This is a genomic window from Youhaiella tibetensis, assembly GCF_008000755.1.
Taxonomy (GTDB): domain Bacteria; phylum Pseudomonadota; class Alphaproteobacteria; order Rhizobiales; family Devosiaceae; genus Paradevosia; species Paradevosia tibetensis.
The window spans coordinates 2387781-2407852 of sequence record NZ_CP041690.1 but is presented as its reverse complement, the minus strand read 5'-3'; the positions used below and the strand labels follow the sequence as shown (position 1 = coordinate 2407852).

The 20072-nt window shown below is 66.7% G+C and carries 20 protein-coding genes, 2 tRNA genes and 1 riboswitch; of the genes, 8 read left to right on the top strand and 14 right to left on the bottom strand.

The window, feature by feature from the left end; genetic code table 11:
* Nucleotides 1–310 precede the first annotated feature (310 nt).
* From FNA67_RS11650 to FNA67_RS11640, 3 genes are all read right to left on the bottom strand, one after another.
* A tRNA-Asn gene (locus tag FNA67_RS11650) sits at nucleotides 311–386 on the bottom strand.
* Nucleotides 387–475: 89 nt separating this feature from the next.
* A complete protein-coding gene (gene mobA, locus FNA67_RS11645; protein ID WP_147656135.1) occupies nucleotides 476–1108 on the bottom strand; it encodes a molybdenum cofactor guanylyltransferase in 633 nt (210 codons plus the stop codon).
* A 1-nt stretch (nucleotide 1109) separates the two neighbouring features.
* Complete coding sequence (locus tag FNA67_RS11640) at nucleotides 1110–2288, bottom strand: benzoate/H(+) symporter BenE family transporter (RefSeq protein WP_147656134.1); 1179 nt, start codon at nucleotides 2286–2288, stop codon at nucleotides 1110–1112.
* A 188-nt stretch (nucleotides 2289–2476) separates the two neighbouring features.
* Here FNA67_RS11640 and gstA point away from each other — a divergent pair, with 188 nt between their 5' ends.
* From gstA to FNA67_RS11600, 8 genes are all read left to right on the top strand, one after another.
* A complete protein-coding gene (gene gstA, locus FNA67_RS11635) occupies nucleotides 2477–3076 on the top strand; it encodes a glutathione transferase GstA (protein ID WP_147656133.1) in 600 nt (199 codons plus the stop codon).
* 257 nt (nucleotides 3077–3333) lie between these two features.
* Nucleotides 3334–6288 (top strand): autotransporter outer membrane beta-barrel domain-containing protein, encoded by a 2955-nt coding sequence (locus FNA67_RS11630; RefSeq protein ID WP_147656132.1) that lies wholly within the window; start codon nucleotides 3334–3336, stop codon nucleotides 6286–6288.
* Nucleotides 6289–6482: 194 nt separating this feature from the next.
* The gene (locus FNA67_RS11625; RefSeq protein ID WP_049705264.1) at nucleotides 6483–6833 is read left to right on the top strand and encodes a hypothetical protein; all 351 of its coding nucleotides are present in this window, start codon (nucleotides 6483–6485) and stop codon (nucleotides 6831–6833) included.
* A gap of 57 nt (nucleotides 6834–6890) precedes the next feature.
* A complete protein-coding gene (locus FNA67_RS11620) occupies nucleotides 6891–7415 on the top strand; it encodes a YcnI family copper-binding membrane protein (RefSeq protein ID WP_147656131.1) in 525 nt (174 codons plus the stop codon).
* Nucleotides 7416–7469: 54 nt separating this feature from the next.
* A complete protein-coding gene (locus FNA67_RS11615; RefSeq protein WP_147656130.1) occupies nucleotides 7470–9074 on the top strand; it encodes a copper resistance CopC/CopD family protein in 1605 nt (534 codons plus the stop codon).
* On the top strand, nucleotides 9071–9472 hold the full coding sequence (locus FNA67_RS11610) for a hypothetical protein (protein ID WP_147656129.1): 402 nt from the start codon (nucleotides 9071–9073) through the stop codon (nucleotides 9470–9472). The genes FNA67_RS11615 and FNA67_RS11610 overlap by 4 nt, the downstream gene beginning before the upstream one ends.
* Before the next feature lie 57 nt (nucleotides 9473–9529).
* Nucleotides 9530–10426 (top strand): copper uptake system-associated protein, encoded by an 897-nt coding sequence (locus tag FNA67_RS11605; RefSeq protein WP_147656128.1) that lies wholly within the window; start codon nucleotides 9530–9532, stop codon nucleotides 10424–10426.
* Complete coding sequence (locus FNA67_RS11600; RefSeq protein WP_211198789.1) at nucleotides 10426–11022, top strand: SCO family protein; 597 nt, start codon at nucleotides 10426–10428, stop codon at nucleotides 11020–11022. Before FNA67_RS11605 ends, FNA67_RS11600 begins: the two co-directional genes overlap by 1 nt.
* Before the next feature lie 48 nt (nucleotides 11023–11070).
* On the opposite strand, the gene FNA67_RS11595 is transcribed toward FNA67_RS11600, so the two are convergent.
* The 11 genes from FNA67_RS11595 to FNA67_RS11545 all read right to left on the bottom strand — a co-directional run bounded on the left by FNA67_RS11595 (nucleotide 11071) and on the right by FNA67_RS11545 (nucleotide 19941).
* Nucleotides 11071–11454, bottom strand: a complete 384-nt coding sequence (locus FNA67_RS11595) for a DUF983 domain-containing protein (RefSeq protein ID WP_082202105.1) — start codon at nucleotides 11452–11454, stop codon at nucleotides 11071–11073.
* Between the two features lie 15 nt (nucleotides 11455–11469).
* Complete coding sequence (locus FNA67_RS11590) at nucleotides 11470–11715, bottom strand: hypothetical protein (RefSeq protein ID WP_147656126.1); 246 nt, start codon at nucleotides 11713–11715, stop codon at nucleotides 11470–11472.
* A 16-nt stretch (nucleotides 11716–11731) separates the two neighbouring features.
* Entirely contained in the window at nucleotides 11732–12001 is a 270-nt protein-coding gene (locus tag FNA67_RS11585; protein WP_049705258.1) for a hypothetical protein, read from the bottom strand.
* Nucleotides 12002–12105: 104 nt separating this feature from the next.
* Nucleotides 12106–12879, bottom strand: coding sequence for an ABC transporter ATP-binding protein (locus tag FNA67_RS11580; RefSeq protein ID WP_147656125.1), 774 nt, complete (start codon nucleotides 12877–12879; stop codon nucleotides 12106–12108).
* On the bottom strand, nucleotides 12876–14036 hold the full coding sequence (locus tag FNA67_RS11575) for a FecCD family ABC transporter permease (protein WP_147656124.1): 1161 nt from the start codon (nucleotides 14034–14036) through the stop codon (nucleotides 12876–12878). Before FNA67_RS11575 ends, FNA67_RS11580 begins: the two co-directional genes overlap by 4 nt.
* An 8-nt stretch (nucleotides 14037–14044) precedes the next feature.
* Nucleotides 14045–15046, bottom strand: coding sequence for an ABC transporter substrate-binding protein (locus FNA67_RS11570; RefSeq protein WP_049705255.1), 1002 nt, complete (start codon nucleotides 15044–15046; stop codon nucleotides 14045–14047).
* Complete coding sequence (locus tag FNA67_RS11565) at nucleotides 15043–16062, bottom strand: LLM class flavin-dependent oxidoreductase (RefSeq protein WP_147656123.1); 1020 nt, start codon at nucleotides 16060–16062, stop codon at nucleotides 15043–15045. The genes FNA67_RS11570 and FNA67_RS11565 overlap by 4 nt, the downstream gene beginning before the upstream one ends.
* Nucleotides 16063–16235: 173 nt before the next feature.
* A riboswitch (cobalamin riboswitch) is annotated at nucleotides 16236–16446 on the bottom strand.
* Between the two features lie 69 nt (nucleotides 16447–16515).
* A tRNA-Cys gene (locus FNA67_RS11560) sits at nucleotides 16516–16589 on the bottom strand.
* Between the two features lie 78 nt (nucleotides 16590–16667).
* On the bottom strand, nucleotides 16668–16880 hold the full coding sequence (locus FNA67_RS11555) for a hypothetical protein (RefSeq protein ID WP_147656122.1): 213 nt from the start codon (nucleotides 16878–16880) through the stop codon (nucleotides 16668–16670).
* A 77-nt stretch (nucleotides 16881–16957) separates the two neighbouring features.
* A complete protein-coding gene (locus FNA67_RS11550; RefSeq protein ID WP_147656121.1) occupies nucleotides 16958–18874 on the bottom strand; it encodes a DUF5054 domain-containing protein in 1917 nt (638 codons plus the stop codon).
* A 26-nt stretch (nucleotides 18875–18900) separates the two neighbouring features.
* Complete coding sequence (locus tag FNA67_RS11545; RefSeq protein WP_049705250.1) at nucleotides 18901–19941, bottom strand: LacI family DNA-binding transcriptional regulator; 1041 nt, start codon at nucleotides 19939–19941, stop codon at nucleotides 18901–18903.
* Nucleotides 19942–20072: the final 131 nt, after the last annotated feature.

Sequence of the window (20072 nt, the reverse complement as noted above, 5' to 3'; positions counted from 1 at the left end):
AACCGGATTCAAATCCGTCACTGCACTGAAGTTTGCGGGCTCACGTGCGACGACCGCGCCCGAATACCCAAAAGAAACGGCGGCTACTGCGCCTGCAATGACTATTCTTAGTCTTTTCTTGTTGAGCATTTAAGCTCTCCCTGTTGGGGGAGAAGCTAGCGCTCATCTGATAATGGTCCGCAAAGAGACGTAATGTATTTACAGTTGCATTATTCGTTGCAATTTTACGCAACGCGATTGCCGCGGCAAACGCCGAAAGCGGCGCCGAAGCACCGCTATTATCACTGGGATTTTGGGGGAGGGGAAAGAATGGCTCCGCGAGTAGGACTCGAACCTACGACCCAGCGGTTAACAGCCGCTTGCTCTACCAACTGAGCTATCGCGGAAGACATTCTGTGCGCCTTCTCGTCGAAGGCAGCGTCCGTGTAACGGGTTTGATTTGGTTTGCCAAGCCCGAATTTGCGTCTGGGCTAACTCATTTTCGAGAAGCTGTGGAAGAACGCTGTCGGCGCTCCAAATCCAGCAGGTCTTTCAGGGTGTTAACATTGGCGAAAGGGTCGCCGGACGGCTGGTTTTCCCATTCCAGGGGCTCGGCGGAGAGCTCCCGGGCGAGATGTTTGAGGCTCGCCGGGCCCTGGTTTGCCAGCAGGCGGCGGGGGAGGTCGGCAAGCAGGGAAAGGCGCCAGGCCGAGGTCGTGGGATAGGCCTGGCCGGCGTAGCGTGCGACGGCGGCCGGAGCACCGGCGGCGAGGAAGGCGACGGCGCGGGCGAGGAAGTCGGGCGGCAGGAAAGGCGTGTCGACCGGGGCGCACACGATGATCTCGGGCGGCTGGGGGCCCCGGAGGAAATGAGCGGCCGCGGCGGCGAGACCGGCGAGCGGGCCGCGCGATTCCGGATGGAGGTCGGGCAGGGCGGCCATGCCTGGGGGGAGTGCGAGGGCGGCAGGGGGAATCGTGCCGCTCGAGACCACGATCGTATCGGCGGCGGCAAGAGCGGTCAGCGTGAGGTCGATGAGGCGGGCGCCGCCGACCTTTAGTGTTGCCTTGCGCACGCCGCCCAGCCTCGTGCCGAGGCCGCCGGCGAGTATGACGGCGGCCACCCGCGACATGTCAGCGCCGGAGCCGGAAGACGAGGGTGAGCAGGATGCCGGCGACAATCCCCCAGAAGGCGGCGCCGATTCCGAAGATGGTGACGCCTGAGGCGGCCGTGACAAAGGTGACGACGGCGGGGAGGCGATCCTGATCGTGGGCGAGGGCGCCCGAGAGGGCCTGGGCGAGGCTCGACATCAGCGCCAGGCCTGCGACCGCCTGGATGAGCAGTTGCGGGGAGGCGGCGATGAGAGCGGCGGCCAGGCCAGAACCCAGGGCGAAGATCAGGTAGCCGACACCGGCCGCAACGGGCGCAACCCAGCGCCGGGCGGGATCGGGATGGGCTTCGGGGCCGGCGCAGATGGCGGCGGTGATGGCGGCGAGATTGACGGTATGGGCGCCGAACGGGGCGATGATGGCACTGGCGATACCGGTGATCGAGAAGGCCGGCGCCGGATCGAGTTCGTAGCCGTTGGCTTTCATGACCGCCAGGCCAGGCAGGTTCTGGGAGGCCATGGTGATGATGAAGAGGGGGATGGCTACGCGAACGAAGGCGTCGAGGGTGAAGACGGGAAACACGAAGCTTAGCGCCGGAGCGCTGTTGGCGACGGTGCTGCCCTGCAGGTGGGTGTTGAGGGCGAGAATCACGAAGGCGACGGCAACGGCGACCGGGACGGCATAGCGGCGAAAGAAGGCGAGGCCGACGACCCAGGCAGCAACCACGGGCAAGGTCAGCAAAGGCAGGGCCTCGACGGCGCGGAGCGGGGCGATGCAGAGCGTGAGCAGGATGCCGGCCAGCATGGCGTTGGCGATGGGCGCTGGAATGGCGGAAACGGCGCGGGAGAAGGGCTTCCAGACCCCGGCGAGGACGATGAGGGCGGCCGTGACGATGAAGGCGCCGACGACGGCGGGAAATCCACCTTCGACGCCGCCGACCGTGGCGAGGAATGCCACGCCCGGCGTCGACCAGGCGACGGAAACGGGAATGCGGGTTCGCCAGGCGATGGCGATGTTGAGCAGGCCCAGTGCGATGCAGACGGCAAAGAGGCCCGAGCCGGCCTGGGCCGGCGTGGCGCCGACCGCGGTAAGCCCGGCAAGAACCAGCGTGAAGGTGCTGGCATAGCCGACGACCGAGGCGAGCAGACCCGCCAGGAGCGGCTGCACGTACCAGGCGCGGGATGGGGCGGTTTGCTCGAGCATGGACAAAGCGGGCTCCTCCGGGGCGGGCGCAGGGCGAGAGTGTTGGCCGGGATTGGCCCGTTCATCAACACCTTAGTGTGAACGGTGCGTTTGGCCTGGGGACGCGGGCAGGGGCTTGCAGGGCGCGACGCGCCGTGAGAGAGGCCTGCAGCCAAGTCTCGGCTGAACTACCCGGAGCTCTACCTTCCATGAAACTCTACTACAAACCCGGCGCGTGCTCGCTGGCCGCCCATATCGTGGCCAACGAAGCCGGGCTGCCCGTCGCGCTCGAGCAGGTCGACCTCGCCGCCAAGAAGACCCAGGATGGCGGCGACTATTTCGCCGTTAGCCCGAACGGCTACGTTCCGGCCCTGGCGCTGCCCGAGGGCGATGTGCTCACCGAGGCTTCGGTGGTCGTGCAGTACCTGGCCGACCAGAAGCCGCAATCGGGCCTGATGCCGGCCGCCGGCAGCTACGAGCGCTACAAGGCGCAGCAATGGCTGGCTTTCGTGTCGACCGAGCTGCACAAGAATTTCGGCGTCTTCTTCCGGCCCGACAGCACCGACGCCGCCAAGGCGACCAACAAGGCGCTGCTCGAGAAGCGACTCGCCTATGTCGATGGGCAGATCGCCGAGAAGACCTACCTGCTCGGCGACGTGTTCACGGCCGCCGACGCCTACCTCTTCACGGTGCTGCGCTGGGCGGGATATGCCGGGGTGAGCGTTCCGGGCAACGTGGCGCGCTGGTTCAAGGCGGTTGCCGATCGGCCGGCAGTGAATAAGGCGCTGGTTGAGGAAGGGCTCGCCTAAGCTTTATGTGATGCATGAGGCTACGCGCAGAACGTCGAGTAGCCTCATGATATTTTGTGGTTTGGCGGCTCGAGCAATCGATAAAATTTGAGAACACTTCGCGGACATCTGCGGGGACAGTCACAACAATGAGGCCAAAAAACCACTCGTCGCGGGACTTCCGTTGCGAGCCGGTGGAAAAGCGAGGCGGTCGCTTGAGAGCGAAGCGGGAAGAGCGCTATTTACCAGTACTTAACTAGTTGATTAGGTTCTGTTGAATGTTCGGTATTCCCCGGGGCGCGGCCCAGGCACTCGTTGCCTCCCCGATCTTGTCTGCCGCTTTCGTGCCATTGACGGGACTGTTCATGCTGGCAGGCGCGACGAGCGCGCAGGCAGCGTGCGACGTGTTTGCGAACACGACGAACCCCGTCTGCGCCAGCAACAAGATCGACTACCGAGCGATCGGTGACGCGGAGGTGACGCTTAGTGATGTCACCGTCGTCGAAACGGACCCGGCCGTAGACGCCGGCTATATCACCTTCAGCCAGGGTGCGATCACCGGGCAAGCCAACCTCACATTCGAGCTGCGCGGCAACAGTGTCGTCAGCTCCGCAAGCTACTATGGCATTGCGCTGTCCGCGCAACAGACCGGTGCGTTCGGCGACATCTCTGCGTTTATCGGGGCGGACGTGCACGTCACGTCCACGGCCCTGGACGGTATCTGGGCGCGCGCAGACGACGGAACCGTGACGCTGATCAACGAGGGTACCGTCAACGCCGCTGCCGATGGCATCTCCGGAACCTCTCAGAATAACAACGCATCGGTGGTCAATCGCGGCACGGTCACCGCGAGCGGGCGCGGCCTCTACGCCGACGGCAACTACAACGCCGGCGCGGCGGGCGTGGTCAGTATCGAGAACAGCGGGACGGTTGAAAGCTACCTGGCCGGTGCTCGCGCGATCGGCTATCTTGGCGAGGCGCGGATTACCAATAGCGGGACCATTACCTCGACCACCAAGCAGGGCCTGGTGGCCTGGTCGCCGAATGGGGTGGTCAACATCACCAATACCGGCACGGTGGTTGCCAAGGACGACATCGGCATCCACGCGATGACTGATGATGGCAACGTGAACGTGACGAACAGCGGCAAGGTCACCGCAGGCAATGATCTTTCGATCGCCTCCGCCGGCGACAGCTACCGCGGAATCTATGCGGCAGCGGGCGATGGCGCCGGTGGCGGCAATGTGACGATCACCAACACCTCCTCGGGCGTCGTCACGGCGGCGGACGATGCGGGCGTCGAGGGGATGTCGCTCGACGGCAAGGTGACGATCTCCAACGAAGGAACCGTTGCGAGCGGTGCGCCCGCGATCCGATCGGGTGTGGCGGCGGTCGTGGGCATCAGCCAGAACGCAACGGCGCCGGCCGACGGGATCGCGGTTTCAATCACCAACAAGTCGTCGGGCCTGGTGGCGGCTTCGACGAATTCGGACGTGCTGCGGCTCGCGCTGCTTTCGCCCAAGAGCTTTTCGACGACCGAGATGGACCTGGTGGCCGTGGCAGCCGGCAACAGGGCGGTGACGGCGGCGACGCAGACCGATGCCGCCGTGATCAGCAACCTGGGCACGATGGTCGGCAATATCGCGTTCATGGCGCCTTGCGAGATGAACGACGGGACCTGCGGGACCCTGCCGGGCGCGACCGAGAACCGGTTCACCAACCAGGGTACGCTTCTGACCGCGGGAACGAGTTCGTTCTCTTCCAACCTCGACGCGGCCAGCACGCGGATCTTCGAGAACAGTGGCGAAGTGTGGGCGCTGGGCGCGACGACCTTTGCAAATGTCGGCAGCTTCAACAATTCGGGCACGATCAACCTGGTGTCGCTCGCGAGCGGATCGGGGCTGACCATCAACGGCAATTTCAATGCTCTTGCCGGCAGCAAGCTGGTGACCGGGTTCACCCCTTCGGGCGGCGCGCCGGGCAAGCTGGTGATTACCGGCGACGTGTCGGGCACGACGACCGTTTCCATTGGTTCGCTCGTCAACGGGACCTCGTATGACTGGTCCTCGCAGTCGCGGGTGGGCGTCGTGGAAGTGCAGGGTGCGACCCCGCTCGGCGCGGCGCATTTCGCACTGGGCGCGAGCAATTATGGCCTGCGTTCCTATGCGCTGGGCTACGAGGACGGCGCGACCGACACCTGGTACCTGACGAGCACCGCGAACGAGGCGGCAAGCGTGCCGCTGACGAACGTGGCGCCCAACGTGCAGTCGATCTGGTACACGGCTCTCGGAGACGTGGGCGGACGACTGGGCGACCTTTCGGACCGCTTCTATGGGGGACTTTCCGGGGGCGGTGGCGGATTCGGCAGCGGCGAACTCGCCTACGCGCCGACCGAAACCCGCAACGACCCTATCGTCGCTGCGCTCGAGAGCGCTGCAACTCCCAAGCAGAAGCACGGCGCGGGCACCTGGATGAAGGTTTCGGGCACGCTGGGACGCGGCGACCGGGGCGGTACGAGCTATGACTCGCAGGCGAGCTCGATCCAGGCCGGCGTCGACGGGGCGTTCGACCTCGATGGCGGCGTACTCGTGGCCGGCGGCTTCGTGGGCTATGTGGGCAGCACGCTCGACTACAGCACGACCGATACCAGCGTCACGGCGACCGGACCGACCATGGGCACGTATGTGGCCTGGCTCGATGCAAACGGTTTCTCGGTGGAAGCGCTCGGCGCGGCCAACTTCGCCAACGTCAACGCGACGATTTCCGGTGAGAACGGCCAGTTCAGCGGCCGGTCCTTCGGCGGGCGGCTGACAGGTTCCTACCGTTACCAGACGGGCGGGCTCACCATTACGCCGACGGCAAGCGTGGCCTATGTCCGCAGCACGTTCGACAGCCTCGAACTGAGCGGATCGCGCATCGACTTCGGGACGGGCGAAAGTCTACAGGCCGAAACCGGCGTCAAGCTGAGCTATGACACGGTGGCCGGTGACTACTTGGCCTCGCCCTTCGTCTCGGCGGCGGTCGGCAACGAGTTCCTCGGCGACAGCACGGTGGACATCGCCCAGATCGGCCGCAGCGTGACGCATGGCAGCGGCGTCTTCGGGCGTGTGTCGACCGGCGTCAACTTCGCCAACGCGGAAGGCAACCTCAAGAGCTTCGTGCGGGCTTCGGGGCGCGCCGACGCGCACGATTTCTCGGGCACCGCCGAACTGGGCCTGACGCTCAACTGGTAAGACCAGCAGGCGGCGGGTGATGCACTCGCCGCCGGCAGGGCTCACGCGGCCGCTCCAGGGAGGCGCGTGAGCCGGGGACGCGGAACGCGACGTCTTGTCCCGTTCATCAGGCTTGCGCCGGGCCGACTTACGGGCTAGTTGGCGGCGCAGGGGAGCTTGCTTTGCCGTTTCGTTCACGAGGAATCGCCAGGGAGATGAGCGCCGCGCTAGCGGTGCTGGCCATCTACGTCCTGACGCTCCTGCTGCCGCTGCACCAGGCCGCCGGCCTGCAGCGCGACCTCGGCAAGCTCGGCTACGAAACCGTCGGCATCTGGTCGATCTGTCAGCAGATCGCGCAGGATGACGAGGGCAAGACCCCGACCGCGGTCAAGTGCCCGGCCACGGGCATCGCCAAACAGGAATTCGCCGGCATCCTTCCGGTGGCCGTCAGCGTCGAGCCGATGCTCGAGGCGGCTCCGGTGGTCTACCTGCCGGTCCTGGCGGGTTCGGAGCTTTCACTCCACGAGCATTTCGGGCAGGCGCGCGCGCCACCAGTCCTGGTCTGAGTTCACGCGGCGTGCCGCCGCATCCTCACGACTATATTTTTCAGGACTGGAATCATCATGATCCGCAATTTCGCTCGCGCGGCCGTTGCCGCTGCTTCCCTCGTCGCCTTTGCCGCTCCGGCCTTCGCGCACGTCACCCTCGAAACCCCGCAGGCCAAGATCGGCTCGACCTACAAGGCCGTGCTGCGCGTGCCCCATGGGTGCGAGGGGCAGGCGACCAACGTCGTCCGCGTCCAGATCCCGGAAGGCTTTTATGGCGTCAAGCCGATGCCCAAGGCCGGCTGGAAGCTCGAGACGGTGACCGGCAAATATGCCAACAGCTACGACAACCACGGCACGGCAGTGACCGAGGGCGTCAAGGAAATCGTCTGGTCGGGTGGTGACCTGCCCGACGCCTTCTACGACGAGTTCGTCTTCCGCGGCACCTTTGCCGGTTCGCTCGAGCCGGGCAAGTTCTCCTTCCCGACCATCCAGGAATGCGCCAATGGCGAGGAAGCCTGGATCGACACCACCGGTGCCGAGGGCGTCGACATGCCGGCCCCGAGCCTCGAGCTCGTGCCGGCGGACGCAGCCGCCCACTAAGGGACGGCCGGGGCGCGGCCAGCTGGCCGCGTCCCGCTCTCATCGGAGGACAATATGCGTCGCGCCGGCACTTCGAACCGGATCTGGTTGCTCGTCGCCTTCATCCTGGCCCTGCTCGCTACGAGCGGGCCGGCGTGGGCGCATGCGCAACTGCTTTCGTCCGATCCCGCTGCCGATGCGGTGGTCGACACCGCTCCGGGGGCGGTGGAACTGACTTTCAACGAGCCGGTGACGGCGCTGGCGGTGACGCTGATCGACCCGCAGGGCGGGCGACAGGACCTGCTGTCGGCAACGACGAGCGGCGCAGTGCTGTCGGTCCGGATGCCGCAGGAACTGGGGCAGGGCACCTATGTGCTGAGCTGGCGCGCGGCTTCGCTCGATTCCCACCCGATCGGCAGCTCGCTGGTATTTTCGGTCGGTGTCGTGAGCGGGAACGGCGCGGCGGTGGCGACGGCGGGTGATCCAACCGTGGCGGCGGCGCTCTGGGGCAGCAAGGTGCTGCTGTTCGTGGCGCTGTTCGGTGGCGTCGGGGCGGCCGCTTTCGGGTTGGCTGCGCCCTTGCCCGCCAGAGTGGGCCGGTCGATGGGCGGGCTAGCGGCTCTGGGCGCGGTCGCGGCGGTGGCGAGCCTGGGGCTGCATGGAACCGACGCCATCGGCGGCACGCTGGGGCAGGTCGCGAGTGCGGCGGCATGGCGGGCGGGGCTGGCGACGAGCTACGGGCTTACCGTGGGGGCGGCGCTAGGCGCCTTCGTGCTGGCGGGGCTGGCGCTGGCCGTGCCGTCCGTGGCGGCGCTCGGCTGGCCGGCCTGGGTGCTCGGGGCGTTGTCGCTGGTGATCAGCGGCCACGCGGGGACGGCCGAGCCGCAATGGCTGACCCGGCCGGCGGTATTTCTGCATATCGGGGGTATTCTTTTCTGGGTGGGGGCGCTCCTGCCGCTGGCGCTGCACCTTAGGGATCGCGGCGAGGCCGGACGGCTGGCGCTGGCGCGGTTTTCCGCGTTCATCCCCTATGCGGTGGCGGCGATCGTGGTGTCGGGGGCTGTGCTCGCCCTCATCCAGATGGGGCCGCCCGGTCCGCAATGGGCCACGGGCTATGGGTTTATCCTGGCGGGCAAGCTTGTGCTGCTGGTGGTGCTTTTCGCGCTGGCGCTGTGGAACCGGTTTTTCCTGACGCGGCCGGCATTGGCCGGGGAGGCCAGGGCGACGAGGCATCTGCGGCGTTCGATCGGCGTCGAGATCGCAATCGTGCTGGCGATACTGGGGCTGGTGGCGGGCTGGCGCTTCACGCCGCCGCCTCGGGCGCTGGCGCTGGTCGAGGCCAGTGCGGCGGCGGCCAGTGAACCGCTGTTCGTGCACCTGATGGACGATACGGCCATGGCCATGGTCACGATGACGCCGGGCGGGACCGGGCCGGTATCGATGGCGATCGATCTTACCGACATGAGCGGCGCGCCGCTGGAGGCGATGTCGGTGACGGTGTCGGTGGCGGCGCCGGACAAGGGGATCGAGCCGATCAAGCGCGAGGCGAAGCAAAGCGACGGGGTGTGGCGCCTCGAAGGGCTCAACATTCCGGTCGCAGGGATCTGGCAGCTCGACCTCGACATTCGCGTGTCACGGTTCTCGCTGGTGCGCCTGCAGTCGCCGGTGGAGGTGCCATGAGGCAGGCTGCCGGCCAGCGCAGGAGACTGATCGCCCGGGAGGCCGGAACGGCGCTCGCGGTGATCGCGGTCTATATTCTCGTGCTGCTGTTGCCGCTGCATCAGGCGGCGGCGCTGCAACGCGACCTGTCGGCGCTCGGCTACGAGACGGTGGGGACGTGGAGCATCTGCCAGCAATCGGCTCCGGCCGGCAGCCACGAGGTTCCGACGGCGGTCAAGTGCCCGGCGGCCGGCGTTGCCAAGCAGCAATTGGCGGCAATCCTGCCGGCGTCGATCGGGGTCGAGGCGCCGATCGAGGCCGGATGCACGGGGCATCCGGCGCCGGGCGTGGGAATGCATGCAGGGGGAGGCCTTGCGGGGAACCCGCGGCAAACGCGGGCGCCGCCAGCCCAGTCCTGAACGCCGGAGGGCACGCCGCTTTCCGGTTCCCTTTCCCCTTTATTCAGGACTGATGAAATGAACCTGCGTATTTCCGTCGCTGCCCTTGCGGCAGCCCTCATGTTTGCCGCGCCGGCACTGGCCGAAGGCATGCACCACGCCCCGCCCGCCGCCGAGGAGCGGGTGGGAGAACTCACTATTGCCGGGGCGTTTGCCCGGGCGACGCTGCCCAACCAGCCGGTGGGCGGTGGCTATCTCACGATCACCAATGGCGGATCGGACGATGACCGGCTCGTCGCCGCAGCTTCGCCGGTCGCGGGCGAGGTGCAGCTCCATGAGATGACCATGGAGGGCGACGTGATGAAGATGCGCCAGCTCAAGGACGGCATCCCGGTTCCGGCCGGTGCGACGGTAACGCTCGAGCCGGGCGGCCTGCACCTGATGTTCATGAAGCTCAAAGGTCCGCTGGTCGAAGGGCAGGCGGTGGAGGTGACGCTCGCCTTCGAGAAGGCCGGGTCGGTGACCGTGACGCTGCCGGTGCTGGCCAGCAGCGCGGCGGAGCCCGAGGCACACGGCATGGCCCACCACGGGGCGATGGCACCGGTCGATGCTTCCCACCTCACTGACGAAGAAGCGATCGCGGCGATGCAGATGGCGATGTTCGATACGCCTGAAAAGCCGCTCGAGATGGGGCCGATCGTGGTTTCGGGCGAATATGCGGTCAGCGACTGGGCCCAGGCCGGTGCCGGCGGACGGGCGCTGCTGCGCAAGACCGAAAAGGGCTGGGGCATCCATCTCTGCGCCGGGGCGTCGCTCAAGGATGCGGCGGCGCTCGTGACGATCGGCGTTCCCGAAGCGGCGGCGCAGGCGCTTGCGGCTGGGCTCGCCGCGGCGGAGGCGACTTTGCCGGCCGAAGAGGTGGCGCTCTATGATTCCTTTGCGGGTGAGATGATGGTCGACGAGGGGCTCATCTGATGGCCGCTCATCTCAGGACGGCCCGCATCGTGCTGTGGGTGGCGGTGGTCGTGGTGGCGGCCGTCGCCACCGGGCTCTATGCGCTGGGCACACGAAGCCCCGCGCTCGCCTCGCTCGGCGATGGGGACTATCAGCTGCAGACGGCGGCGGGCGAGGCGTTCAACCGCGATAGTTTCAACGGACATCCGTCGGCCCTGTTCTTCGGATTCACGCATTGCCCCGATGTGTGCCCGACCACGCTCGCCGAAATGACCGCCTGGTTCGAGACGCTGGGCGAAGAGGCCCGCGATCTCAAGGCCTATTTCGTCTCGGTGGATCCCGAGCGGGATACACCCGAAGTGGTCGGGGCCTATGTAGCCTGGACGGGGCACGTCACCGCGGTGACGGGGTCGCGCAGCGAGATCGACAAGGCCATCAAGGCCTGGGGCGTGTTCGCCAAGAGAATCGCGACCGAGGACGGGTCCTACACGATGGACCATACGGCATCGGTATTCCTGCTCGACCGGCAGGGGAACTTCACGGGGACGATCGCCTATCGCGAAGATGCGGCGACCGCCGTCGCCAAGCTGCGCAAGCTGATCGCCGCCGATAGCTGAGTTGGAATGGGCGGCGGCGCTGCGGTGCCGCCGCCCGTTATTGCGATCCTATTTCGGTTCGTCGGTGAGATTGGCGTACCAGAGGATGCCGGTCAGGGCTCCCTTGACGGGCGGAAGCAGCAAGAGCGTGAGGACCAGCACGATCGGGATGACGATGGCGAGCAAGAGCAGGGGCGCAACGCGAAAGTGCCCCATTTCCAGCACAGCGAAGATCATCAGGTGCCCGACCACGGTGATGACGAGGAACGGCAGAAGCAGCCCCACCTGATAGCGGTCGGCATATTCCTCTCCGCAAACGGGACAGTGCTCCACAGGCTCAAGATAGCGGGCAAAGAGCCTGCCCTCACCACAATTGGGGCAGCGGCATCGCAACCCGTTCCAGACGGCCCTTTGCCATGAGCCCGCCCGATGATGGTCGGCGGAGTGAGACATCCCTGCCTCCCGGCATCAACGCGGGCCGCTGCCGGCGTTGTGCGGGCGCGGGGGCGCGGTGCCATCGTTGATGGCGTCATTGGGGCCGAGATCACGACGCGGAGGGTGCTCGCCGCCGGGGCGTGGGGCGTCGGTCTGGGGTTCCTCGTCGGAGGGATGAGGATCGGCTACGTCGCGATCGGCCGGCGCGGTGTGCGGGCCGGTCTGCCGCGTCCATACGGCACCGGTGGGCGATGCCTTGGGTGTGATGCGCTTATTCATGTCGGGCTCCCTGGCGCTAGCTTTCGTCGGCACGCTGCTTGTGGTGCTCGGTTTCCTGGTTCGCGCCCCGCTTGATGGAGCGGTCGCCGGTCGAAATATTGTAGGCGTCGCCGGGCCCGGGCTTCGGGTAGCGCAAATTGGCGTGCTTGAGAGTTTCGCCCGGAAGCGGGACGTCTGCTCCGGCGGTGTTCTCGGCGCCGGTGACGATGCGGTGGGCCTGGGCCCTGGTCTTGGGACCCTGGCGCTTGGGAGCCTTGCGCGGTTCGGTCGTGGATTGCTGTGCCATGAGTCAAATCCTCCTGTGATTCCGAACGTGTCGCGGCGCTTATGGTTTCGCGACGGAGGATAAATCGGATGCAGGGGGGCTCGGTGGGTGGCGCGGCGCGACCCTCAGGCGGGCATGACCCAGATGGTATTGGTTCGCGGATTGCGCGCCAGCGTGGCCTCGATGCGGAAGATGCTCGCCAGGTTCGCCTCGGTGAGGACAGCCTCGGGCGTACCGGTAGCGACCATTTCGCCCTTATGCAGTATGGCGATGCGATCGCAGAACATGGCGGCGAGGTTGAGGTCGTGCAGGGCTGCGACCACGGTGATGCCCAAACTGCGCACGAAGCGCAGCAACTGAAGCTGGTGGTGGATATCGAGGTGGTTGGTCGGCTCATCGAGGACGAGGACAGCCGGCTGCTGGACGAGGGCGCGCGCAACGAGGGTGCGCTGGCGCTCGCCGCCCGAGAGGGTGCGGAAGGCCCGCGTTTCGAGGGGGCGCAGTTGCAGGAGCTCGATGGCTGCCTCGATGAGGGCGTGGTCATGGGCGCTATCGGCCTCGAGCAGGCGCTTGTGCGCCGAACGGCCCATGGCGACGACATCGCGCACGGTCAGCGGAAAATCGGCGGGCATGTCTTGAAGGACGGCCCCGACGTGGCGCGCCACCCAGGTGGCCGGGCGCTGCCAGACATCCTCGCCATTGACCGTGACGCGGCCAGCGCTCGGCCGGTTGGTGCGGTAGATGGTGCGCAGGAGCGATGACTTGCCGGCGCCGTTCGGACCGATGACGCCAATCATCTCGCCGGGGGCGACCGTCAGGGAAACGTTGCGGACGAGGGAGCGCCCGCCAATGGTGAAGCTCACGTCCTGGAGGGCCAGGTGCCCGGGCGCAATGCTCATGGCGCGCCTCCATTGTCGCGGGCGTCGCGCCGCAACAACCAGATGAAGAAGGGGCCGCCGACCAGAGCGGTGATGATGCCGACCGGCAGCTCGATGGGCGCGATGACGGTTCGCGCGGCGAGATCGGCCCCGATGGTGAAGCTGGCGCCCATGAGGGCGACGGCAGGCAGGGCGCGGCGGTGATCGGCACCCACGAGGAAACGCACGATGTGCGGCACGATAAGGCCGACGAAGCCAATGACGCCTGAAACGGCGACGACGACGCCGATGAGGGCGGCGGTGAGCACGAACATGGCCTGGCGGAAGCGGTGGACATCGAGCCCGAGGGCAGTGGCGCTCTCGTCGCCAGCCATGAGGAGATTGAGGCGCCGCGCCTGCACGAGCATCAAGCCCAGCCCGATGACCAGGGCGATGGTGGGCAGGGGCAGGAGCTTCCACTGGGCCGAGCCGAACCCGCCCAGGGTCCAGAAGAGAACGCGGGCGGCGAGCTGGGGATCGGGCGAGGTGAGGACGAGAAGGCTCGTCAGGGCGCTGAGCACCGAGCTCATGGCGATGCCGGCGAGCACGAGACGGGTGGGCGTCATCCGGCCGCCGGCACGGGCGACCCAGAAGACGATGGCGAGCGTGACGAGGGCGCCGGCGAAGGCGGAGGCATAGAGCGTGAAGGCGCCCAGGCCCATGAGGCCCCAGCGCATGACGACGACCGCGCCGGTCGCGGCGCCGTTGGAGACGCCCAGGATGCTCGGGCCCGCGAGCGGATTGCGCACGATGGCCTGGATGGTCATGCCGCTGGCACCGAGCGTGGCGCCGACGATGCCGGCCAGGATCACCCGCGGGATGCGTGTCTCGATGATGATGGTGTCATAGACGGCGCGCCAGGTGGCGGGGATGACCTCGCCGCCGAACAGCCAGTTGACGAGAACACCGACCGCAACGGGCGCAGGGACGTGGACCGAGCCGAGCATGAGCCCGGCAAGGCCGAGGAGGAACAGAATCCCGGCCAGGAGCGCCATGGCGAGGCCATAGGGCAGGCCGGCGACCCGCGATCCGGCAATCGGCGCCGGGGAAGCGGCAGGCGTCGCGCTTTCGCTCGACCTGAGAACGGCGAGCAGCCGCTGCTGGTCAATGCGCGCGGAAATGGGCCGGGATTCGTTCATCGTGCGACTTACTGCCCGAAGGCTTGGGGATGGAAGGCCCTGGCCATGGCTTCCACCGCATCGACGGTGCTCGGGCCGGGCTGGCCCTGGACCGAGTTGATGAGGATGAACCGGTTGTTGGCGATGGCCGGGACGTCGGCGATGGCGGGAATCGACTTGAGCGTTTCAATGCGGGCCTGGCCGAGTTCCTTGTCCGGATCGGCGACGACCTGGCCGCTGGCGGTGCCGGAGTAGAAGACCACGATATATTCGGGCGCGCGTTCGGCCACCTGCTCCCAGCTTACCTGGCCGAAGCGGTTGGCGACATCATCGAAGATGTTCCTACCGCCGGCAGCGGCGACGGCCTGGGACAGCATGGTGTTGCCGAGGGCGGCATTGGGGGCGGAATCGCCGCCGTTGTAGATGAAGACCGGGATGGACGGCGCGGCGGCGAGCTTGTCTTTGACCGCGTCGAGGCGTGCGGAAAGATCGGCGACCAGCTGCTCGCCGCGATCGGCAATGCCGAAGATCGCGGCGACCGAGCGGATTTCCTCGAAGAGCTGGGGGAAGCCGAAGGCGCCGAGGTTGCAGCCTTCCACGTTGAGGCGCGTCTTCATGCCCAGGTCGTGGAGCTGGTCACGGGTGTGGCGGGATTCGCTGAAGCCATCAGGATAGCCGGCGTAGACGAAGTCGGCCTCGGCGGCGATGAGCTCTTCAGTGGTGGCCACGAGCGGGGAAATCACCGGCACCTTGGCATAGGCCTCGGCATAGGCCGGGCTGATCCTGAGATTGGCCATGTAGGAGGTGCCCGCCATGCTGCCTTCCAGCCCGAGGGCGAGCATGAGTTCGGTGGCGTTGTTGGAGAGGGTTACGGCGCGGGTGGGTGCGGCTTCGTAGGTGGTGGTCACCCCGCAATTGTCGTCGGTAACGGGGAAAGACTGGGCGAGGCCGGGGGTGGCCAGCGCCAGGGCGGCGATGGCTGCTGCGCCGGCAAGGAGGCCGGAGCGCCTGATCAGGGTGGCAAAGGTCATGGGTTTACCTCGATTGGGCTGGAAAGGGCGTGAAGGGGCGTGACGAGTTCGCGACCGAAAAGCGTGGCCATGGCGTCGGCCTCGTCCTCGGGGATTTCGCCGTTGCAGTTGAAGATGAGCCGGATGCTCTCGATGCCGGTGCGCGAGCGCAGGGCGGCGAGCTGGTCGAAGCAGTCGCCGGGGCTGCCGGCGATCATCTGGTTGGCGAGGAAGGCGTCGCGGTCGATGGGTGTGATGGTGTCGAGCGGACGGTTCTGGGCGATGGCGTAGCGGCGCCGGCGCTCGTAAAGGCGCGGGAGGAGGGCGTCGACAGCGGCAATGGCCTGCGCGCGGGTGGGAGCGATCGAGACGTATCGGGAGATCGAGTAATCGGCGGGATAGCGCCCGGAGCGGTTGCCGGTGAGGCTGTCATAGACATCGAACTGGCGCTGCTCGGAGGGTTCGAGGCTGAGGAGCAGTGGCAGGTTTTCGGCGACGGCGAAGCCGACGGTCTCGGGTGTCGAGCCGGCGACGTAGACAGGGATGCGTTCGCCGGGCGCAAGCAGCGGCCCCACCGGTTCACTCGAGGCCGGCCAGGGCGCATCGGAAGGCACGAGCGTGGGGCCTGACCAGGCCGAGCGCATCAGGCGGTAGGCGGCTTCGAACCGGTCGCGCGTGCTGGCGGGGTCGATGCCGAGAGCCGCAAGCGTGGAGGGATGGGTACCGCGGCCGATGCCGAAATCGAAGCGTCCGCCGCTCTGCCAATGGAGCTGGGCGACCTGCTCGGCAAGGAGGAGCGGGTGATAGAGGGGCAGGACGACGATCGAGGTGCCCACGCGCATGCGTTCGGTCCGCGCCAGGATGGCGGCGGCGAGCAGGAGCGTAGAGGGATAAGGATCGGGCGGGGACTGGAAGTGGAACTCGTTGAACCAGATGCCATCGAAGCCCAGGGCGTCCATGCGCGCGCAAAAGGCGAGCACGGCGCGATGGTCGAGGTTTCTGGTGCCACGGGTGAAGCCGGCGATATCGAGCCTCATGGCCGGACCTCCCGGCGGGAAGTGCGGCAGGATCGAATCGGCGCCGGTGGCGTCGTCGTTTCAGGTAACGGCATATGGGCCTCTCCCTTGCGGGGAAGGCCAATTCATCGCCGATGGCACGATATGTGCGTCAGGTTCCAATTGCGCCCCCTGCCGGGACACCTCGCCCGGCGACATGGTCTTGCGCTCTGGCAGGTCTCCTGGCTCGCGGCTCTGGCGCTATTCGCGGCCTTCCCGGACGCTGGCGTCCAGTGGCTTGGGAGCGAAAAGCTTGCCGCTTACAGTTGCGAGGGCAGCCACGGCATTGGCCCCTGATGGGTAATCCGCACCGTGTTCCCTTTTAATCCGCGCACAATTGGCGGAACCGAAGCAGGGGACCAATCGCACAATGCACGAGCGGAGGCAAGCGGCGGTGCGCCTGTGCAAAAACGGTCTGCAATGTCGGGAGAGTTATGGAGGCCACGCCCGGAATTGAACCGGGGTTCACGGATTTGCAATCCGCTGCGTCACCACTCCGCCACGTGGCCTCACGCGCCGGTTTCTAAGTGACGGTCGGCGCTTACGCAAGGTCTTGTTTGAAACCCTGTGGATTTTTGCAGCGATGGTTAGCCGCGACCCAAGAGGTTGGTGAGGAAGGCGAGGACGGGTTCCCAGAAGATGCCGAGCAGGACGATGGCGACCGACAGAATCAGCAGCGGAATCTTGGCGCGAGTGGAGGAGGGCATGCCCGATTGGCGGGCACGCTGTTCGGCGGCGGCCTGCTTGGCCTTCTGCTCCTGAGCCTTCTTGCGGTCCGAAAGCTTGACGACGTTGCTCATGGGAGCGCTCCTCGCGATAGTCGAGCGCTATCGATACCGCTGCGGGAGGCCGCTGCCAAGACTTGGCGTAGCGTCCGTCAGGGAAGCGTAATCACGAAGCGGGCCTTGAAGTCGCCTTCCCACCACATGGGGAAATTGGTGCCCCATTTGTTGTTGTGCAGGTTGAACCGGATGCCGCCCGAGAAATCGGGGGGATTGGGATCAAACGGCATGAACGGCGAGGCCGCGGGAGCGGCGAGGGGGGTATCGAGCGGCGTGATCGTGACGCCGCCGGTGCGGGCCGCGAAGATGGCCTGGAGCTGGCCGCCGCCATGGCCGGCCACGTTGTCGGCGCGCTGCCAGAGACCGGTCTTTTCGAATTCCCAAGGCCCGTCGGCCGCGGGGGTGAAGGAGAGGAAGGCGGCCTCGGGCATGCGGTTGGCGGGCTTTTCGCGCAGGACGAGGGTGAGTTCGATCTGCCTTGCGTCGATGACCCGGAAGCTCATTTCGACGCTGGCGGGGGCGCCGAGTTCGGCGTGGGCGGTTTCATCCAGCGAGAGGCGCAGGGTCGATCCGGAGGCGGCTTCGAGCACCGGGCGCCAGACGGCGGAGCGCGCCGTGGCGGCCTTGGCGAGCCCGGGCTTGTCGTGGTCGAGGATCGCCCACTCGGCGCGGTGGGTGAGGTAGGTATCCATGTGCCGGGCCACGTCGGCGGCGTCGTAGCTCTCGTATCTGTAGCCGAGGAGGCTGCCGTCGGCGCCTTCGAGGCGCTTGCCGTCGGGGGCCACGAGCGCGGCGACATCGCCCTGGGGCGTCAGGTCGACGGTCCAGCCGTCGACCGTAAGGGTTTGCCGGGCGGTTGGCGCCAGCACGGGGGAAGCGGGGACGGCGAGCTCGGCAAGGGCCGCGTCGGCAGTGGCGCGGTCGGCGGGGGCGAGCTGGGCCAGGGCCTCATCGAGATAGGCCCGCTGCTCCGCCCAGGAGGCTTCGGTGTAGGCGAAGCGGTAGTCGCCGGCGCGAGCGGCTTCGAAATCCGGGCGGTCCCAGGCGCGGTCGTCGCGCAGGTAGCTCTTGATATCGACGCCGCAGGTGTGTTCGGCGACCATGGTGAGGCCACGGCCGAAAGCGAGACGCTGGGGGTTCAGCCCTTCGGCTTCGAAGCCATCGTAGACGCGCTGGAGGGCGCGGTAGCGGGCGGTCTTGACCGGATCGCTGGCGCTGCCGTGGATCCAGCTGTCGCCCAGTTCGATATCGACGACCGGGAATTCGGCGCGGCGATCCCAGAGGAGGGCGCCATAGTCGTCCAGCGTGGCGGCACGCAGGCGCGCGCCGGGATTATGGGCGGCGATCTCGCGGAGCGCCTCGCTGGTCTGGGGTACGCTCTGGGGGCCGATATTGTCGCTGGTGTGGGCGAAGCTGAGGCCTTCGTCGAACCCCTGCGGGAAGTGAGTGGCGCCGTAGGACTTCTGGTACATGACCACGATTTCCTCGCCGGACGGGGCGCGCCAGCGGAAGACGTCGGGAACGTCGGGGGGCGGGGAGGCGGTATTGACGCCAAGGTGCAGGAAACGGATGCCGGCCTCTGCCATGAGCGGCACGATGCCCCGCGTATGGCCGGGAACGTCGGTCATCTTGGCGGCAATGGTCTTGCGGCCGAAGCGCCTGTCGAGTTCGGTGGCGTAGCTCAGGCCGGCGCGAAACACGGCGGGGGACATGAGCTCGCTGTGGGTGGTGAAGGGCAGGGCGTGCCAGGCGATGAGCCCTCGTCCGATGGCGCGCTCGAGGCGCGCGACCTCGGCGGGCCCACGGGTATTGAGGTGGTCCCAGATGAGCCAGGCACCAGTGGTCCAGATAAACCGCGGCTCGTTGGGATTTTCCGCGAAGAAATGCTCGCCGGTGTCGATCGCTTGCGGAATGAAACGCTCGTGATACTGGCGGCGCACCTTTTCGGCGTGATCGGTGAAGCCGATGTCGAGATGGGTCTTGAAGACGACGTGAATGACCGGTTCGGCCATGGCAAGCAGATCTTTCGAAAGGGCGGTCAGCCCACCGTGCCGCGCACGACGAGCTTGGTGCGGATGGTTTCGGTGAGCGCGGGCGCGTCCGGGTTCTTGAGGCGGCGCAGGATCAGCCGGACGAGGGCGCGCACGCGTTCGTCCAGGTCGATCTTGACGGTGGTGAGGTCGTAGCTCTTCCAGTGGCTCTGGGCGATGTCGTCGAAGCCGACGACCTTGACGTCCTTGGGCACGTTGAGGCCGAGATCGTGACGCAGGGCGTCGAGCGCGCCGAAGGCGCTGACGTCGTTGGCCGCGAAAATGGCGTCGGCGCCGTCCCCGACGCGGAAGAGGTTGATGGTGGCTCGGTAAGCTGTGTCGTAGGTGAAATCGCCGGGCACGATGAGCGGCTCGCCCAGCCCGCGCGCGGCCATGACCTGACGCAGGACATATTCCCGCTCGAGGCTGGCAGAGGCATGCGGATCGCCGGCCAGGTAGGCGAAACGCCGGGCACCAAAACCCTGCATGAGGGCGATGGCCTGATCGATGCCGTCGCGCTGGACCACATCGAGGCGATCGAAGCGCTGACCCTGCGGATTCTCCGCGGACGTCTCCTCATGGGGGTAGGTGACGTAGATCGGCACGGCGCGATCGAGGATCTGCCCGAGGATCTCGGGCCCGACGTTTTCTGTGAAGGCGATGACCGAATCCGGATTGTAGCCCTTCATGTAGGTGAGGAGCTGGCTATCCATGGAACGGTCGGTGCGCGTCTTGAAGAGCAGGGTGGCAAAGCCTTCCGCCTGGAGGGCGGTGGTGAGCTGGTCGATTTCCTGGCTTTCCCAGGGCGAGCAGACGTCGGGCACGATGACGCCGACCAGGTGCGAGCGGCGCGTGACCAGCGAGCGCGCTGCGACGTCGGGCGTGTAGTTGAGTTCCTGGGCGACCTTCAGAATTCTGTCGCGCTTTTCGGGTTTGATCGAGGCGTGCGGATTGAATGCGCGCGAAACGGCAACGCGCGAGACCTCGGCAACGCGCGCTACGTCGTCGGCTGTCGCCCTGCTCCTGGTCTTGCCTGCTATCTCGCTCATGGCCTCGCACCAAAATGAAAGCGCTTACATTGCGTTCTGGCGTTTCGTCCGTCCGACGTCAAGCGCCTTGCATGGTTTTGTCCCCGAAACGGGGCGTTTCGGTAGGATGGCGCGACGTCATTGGAAATTCA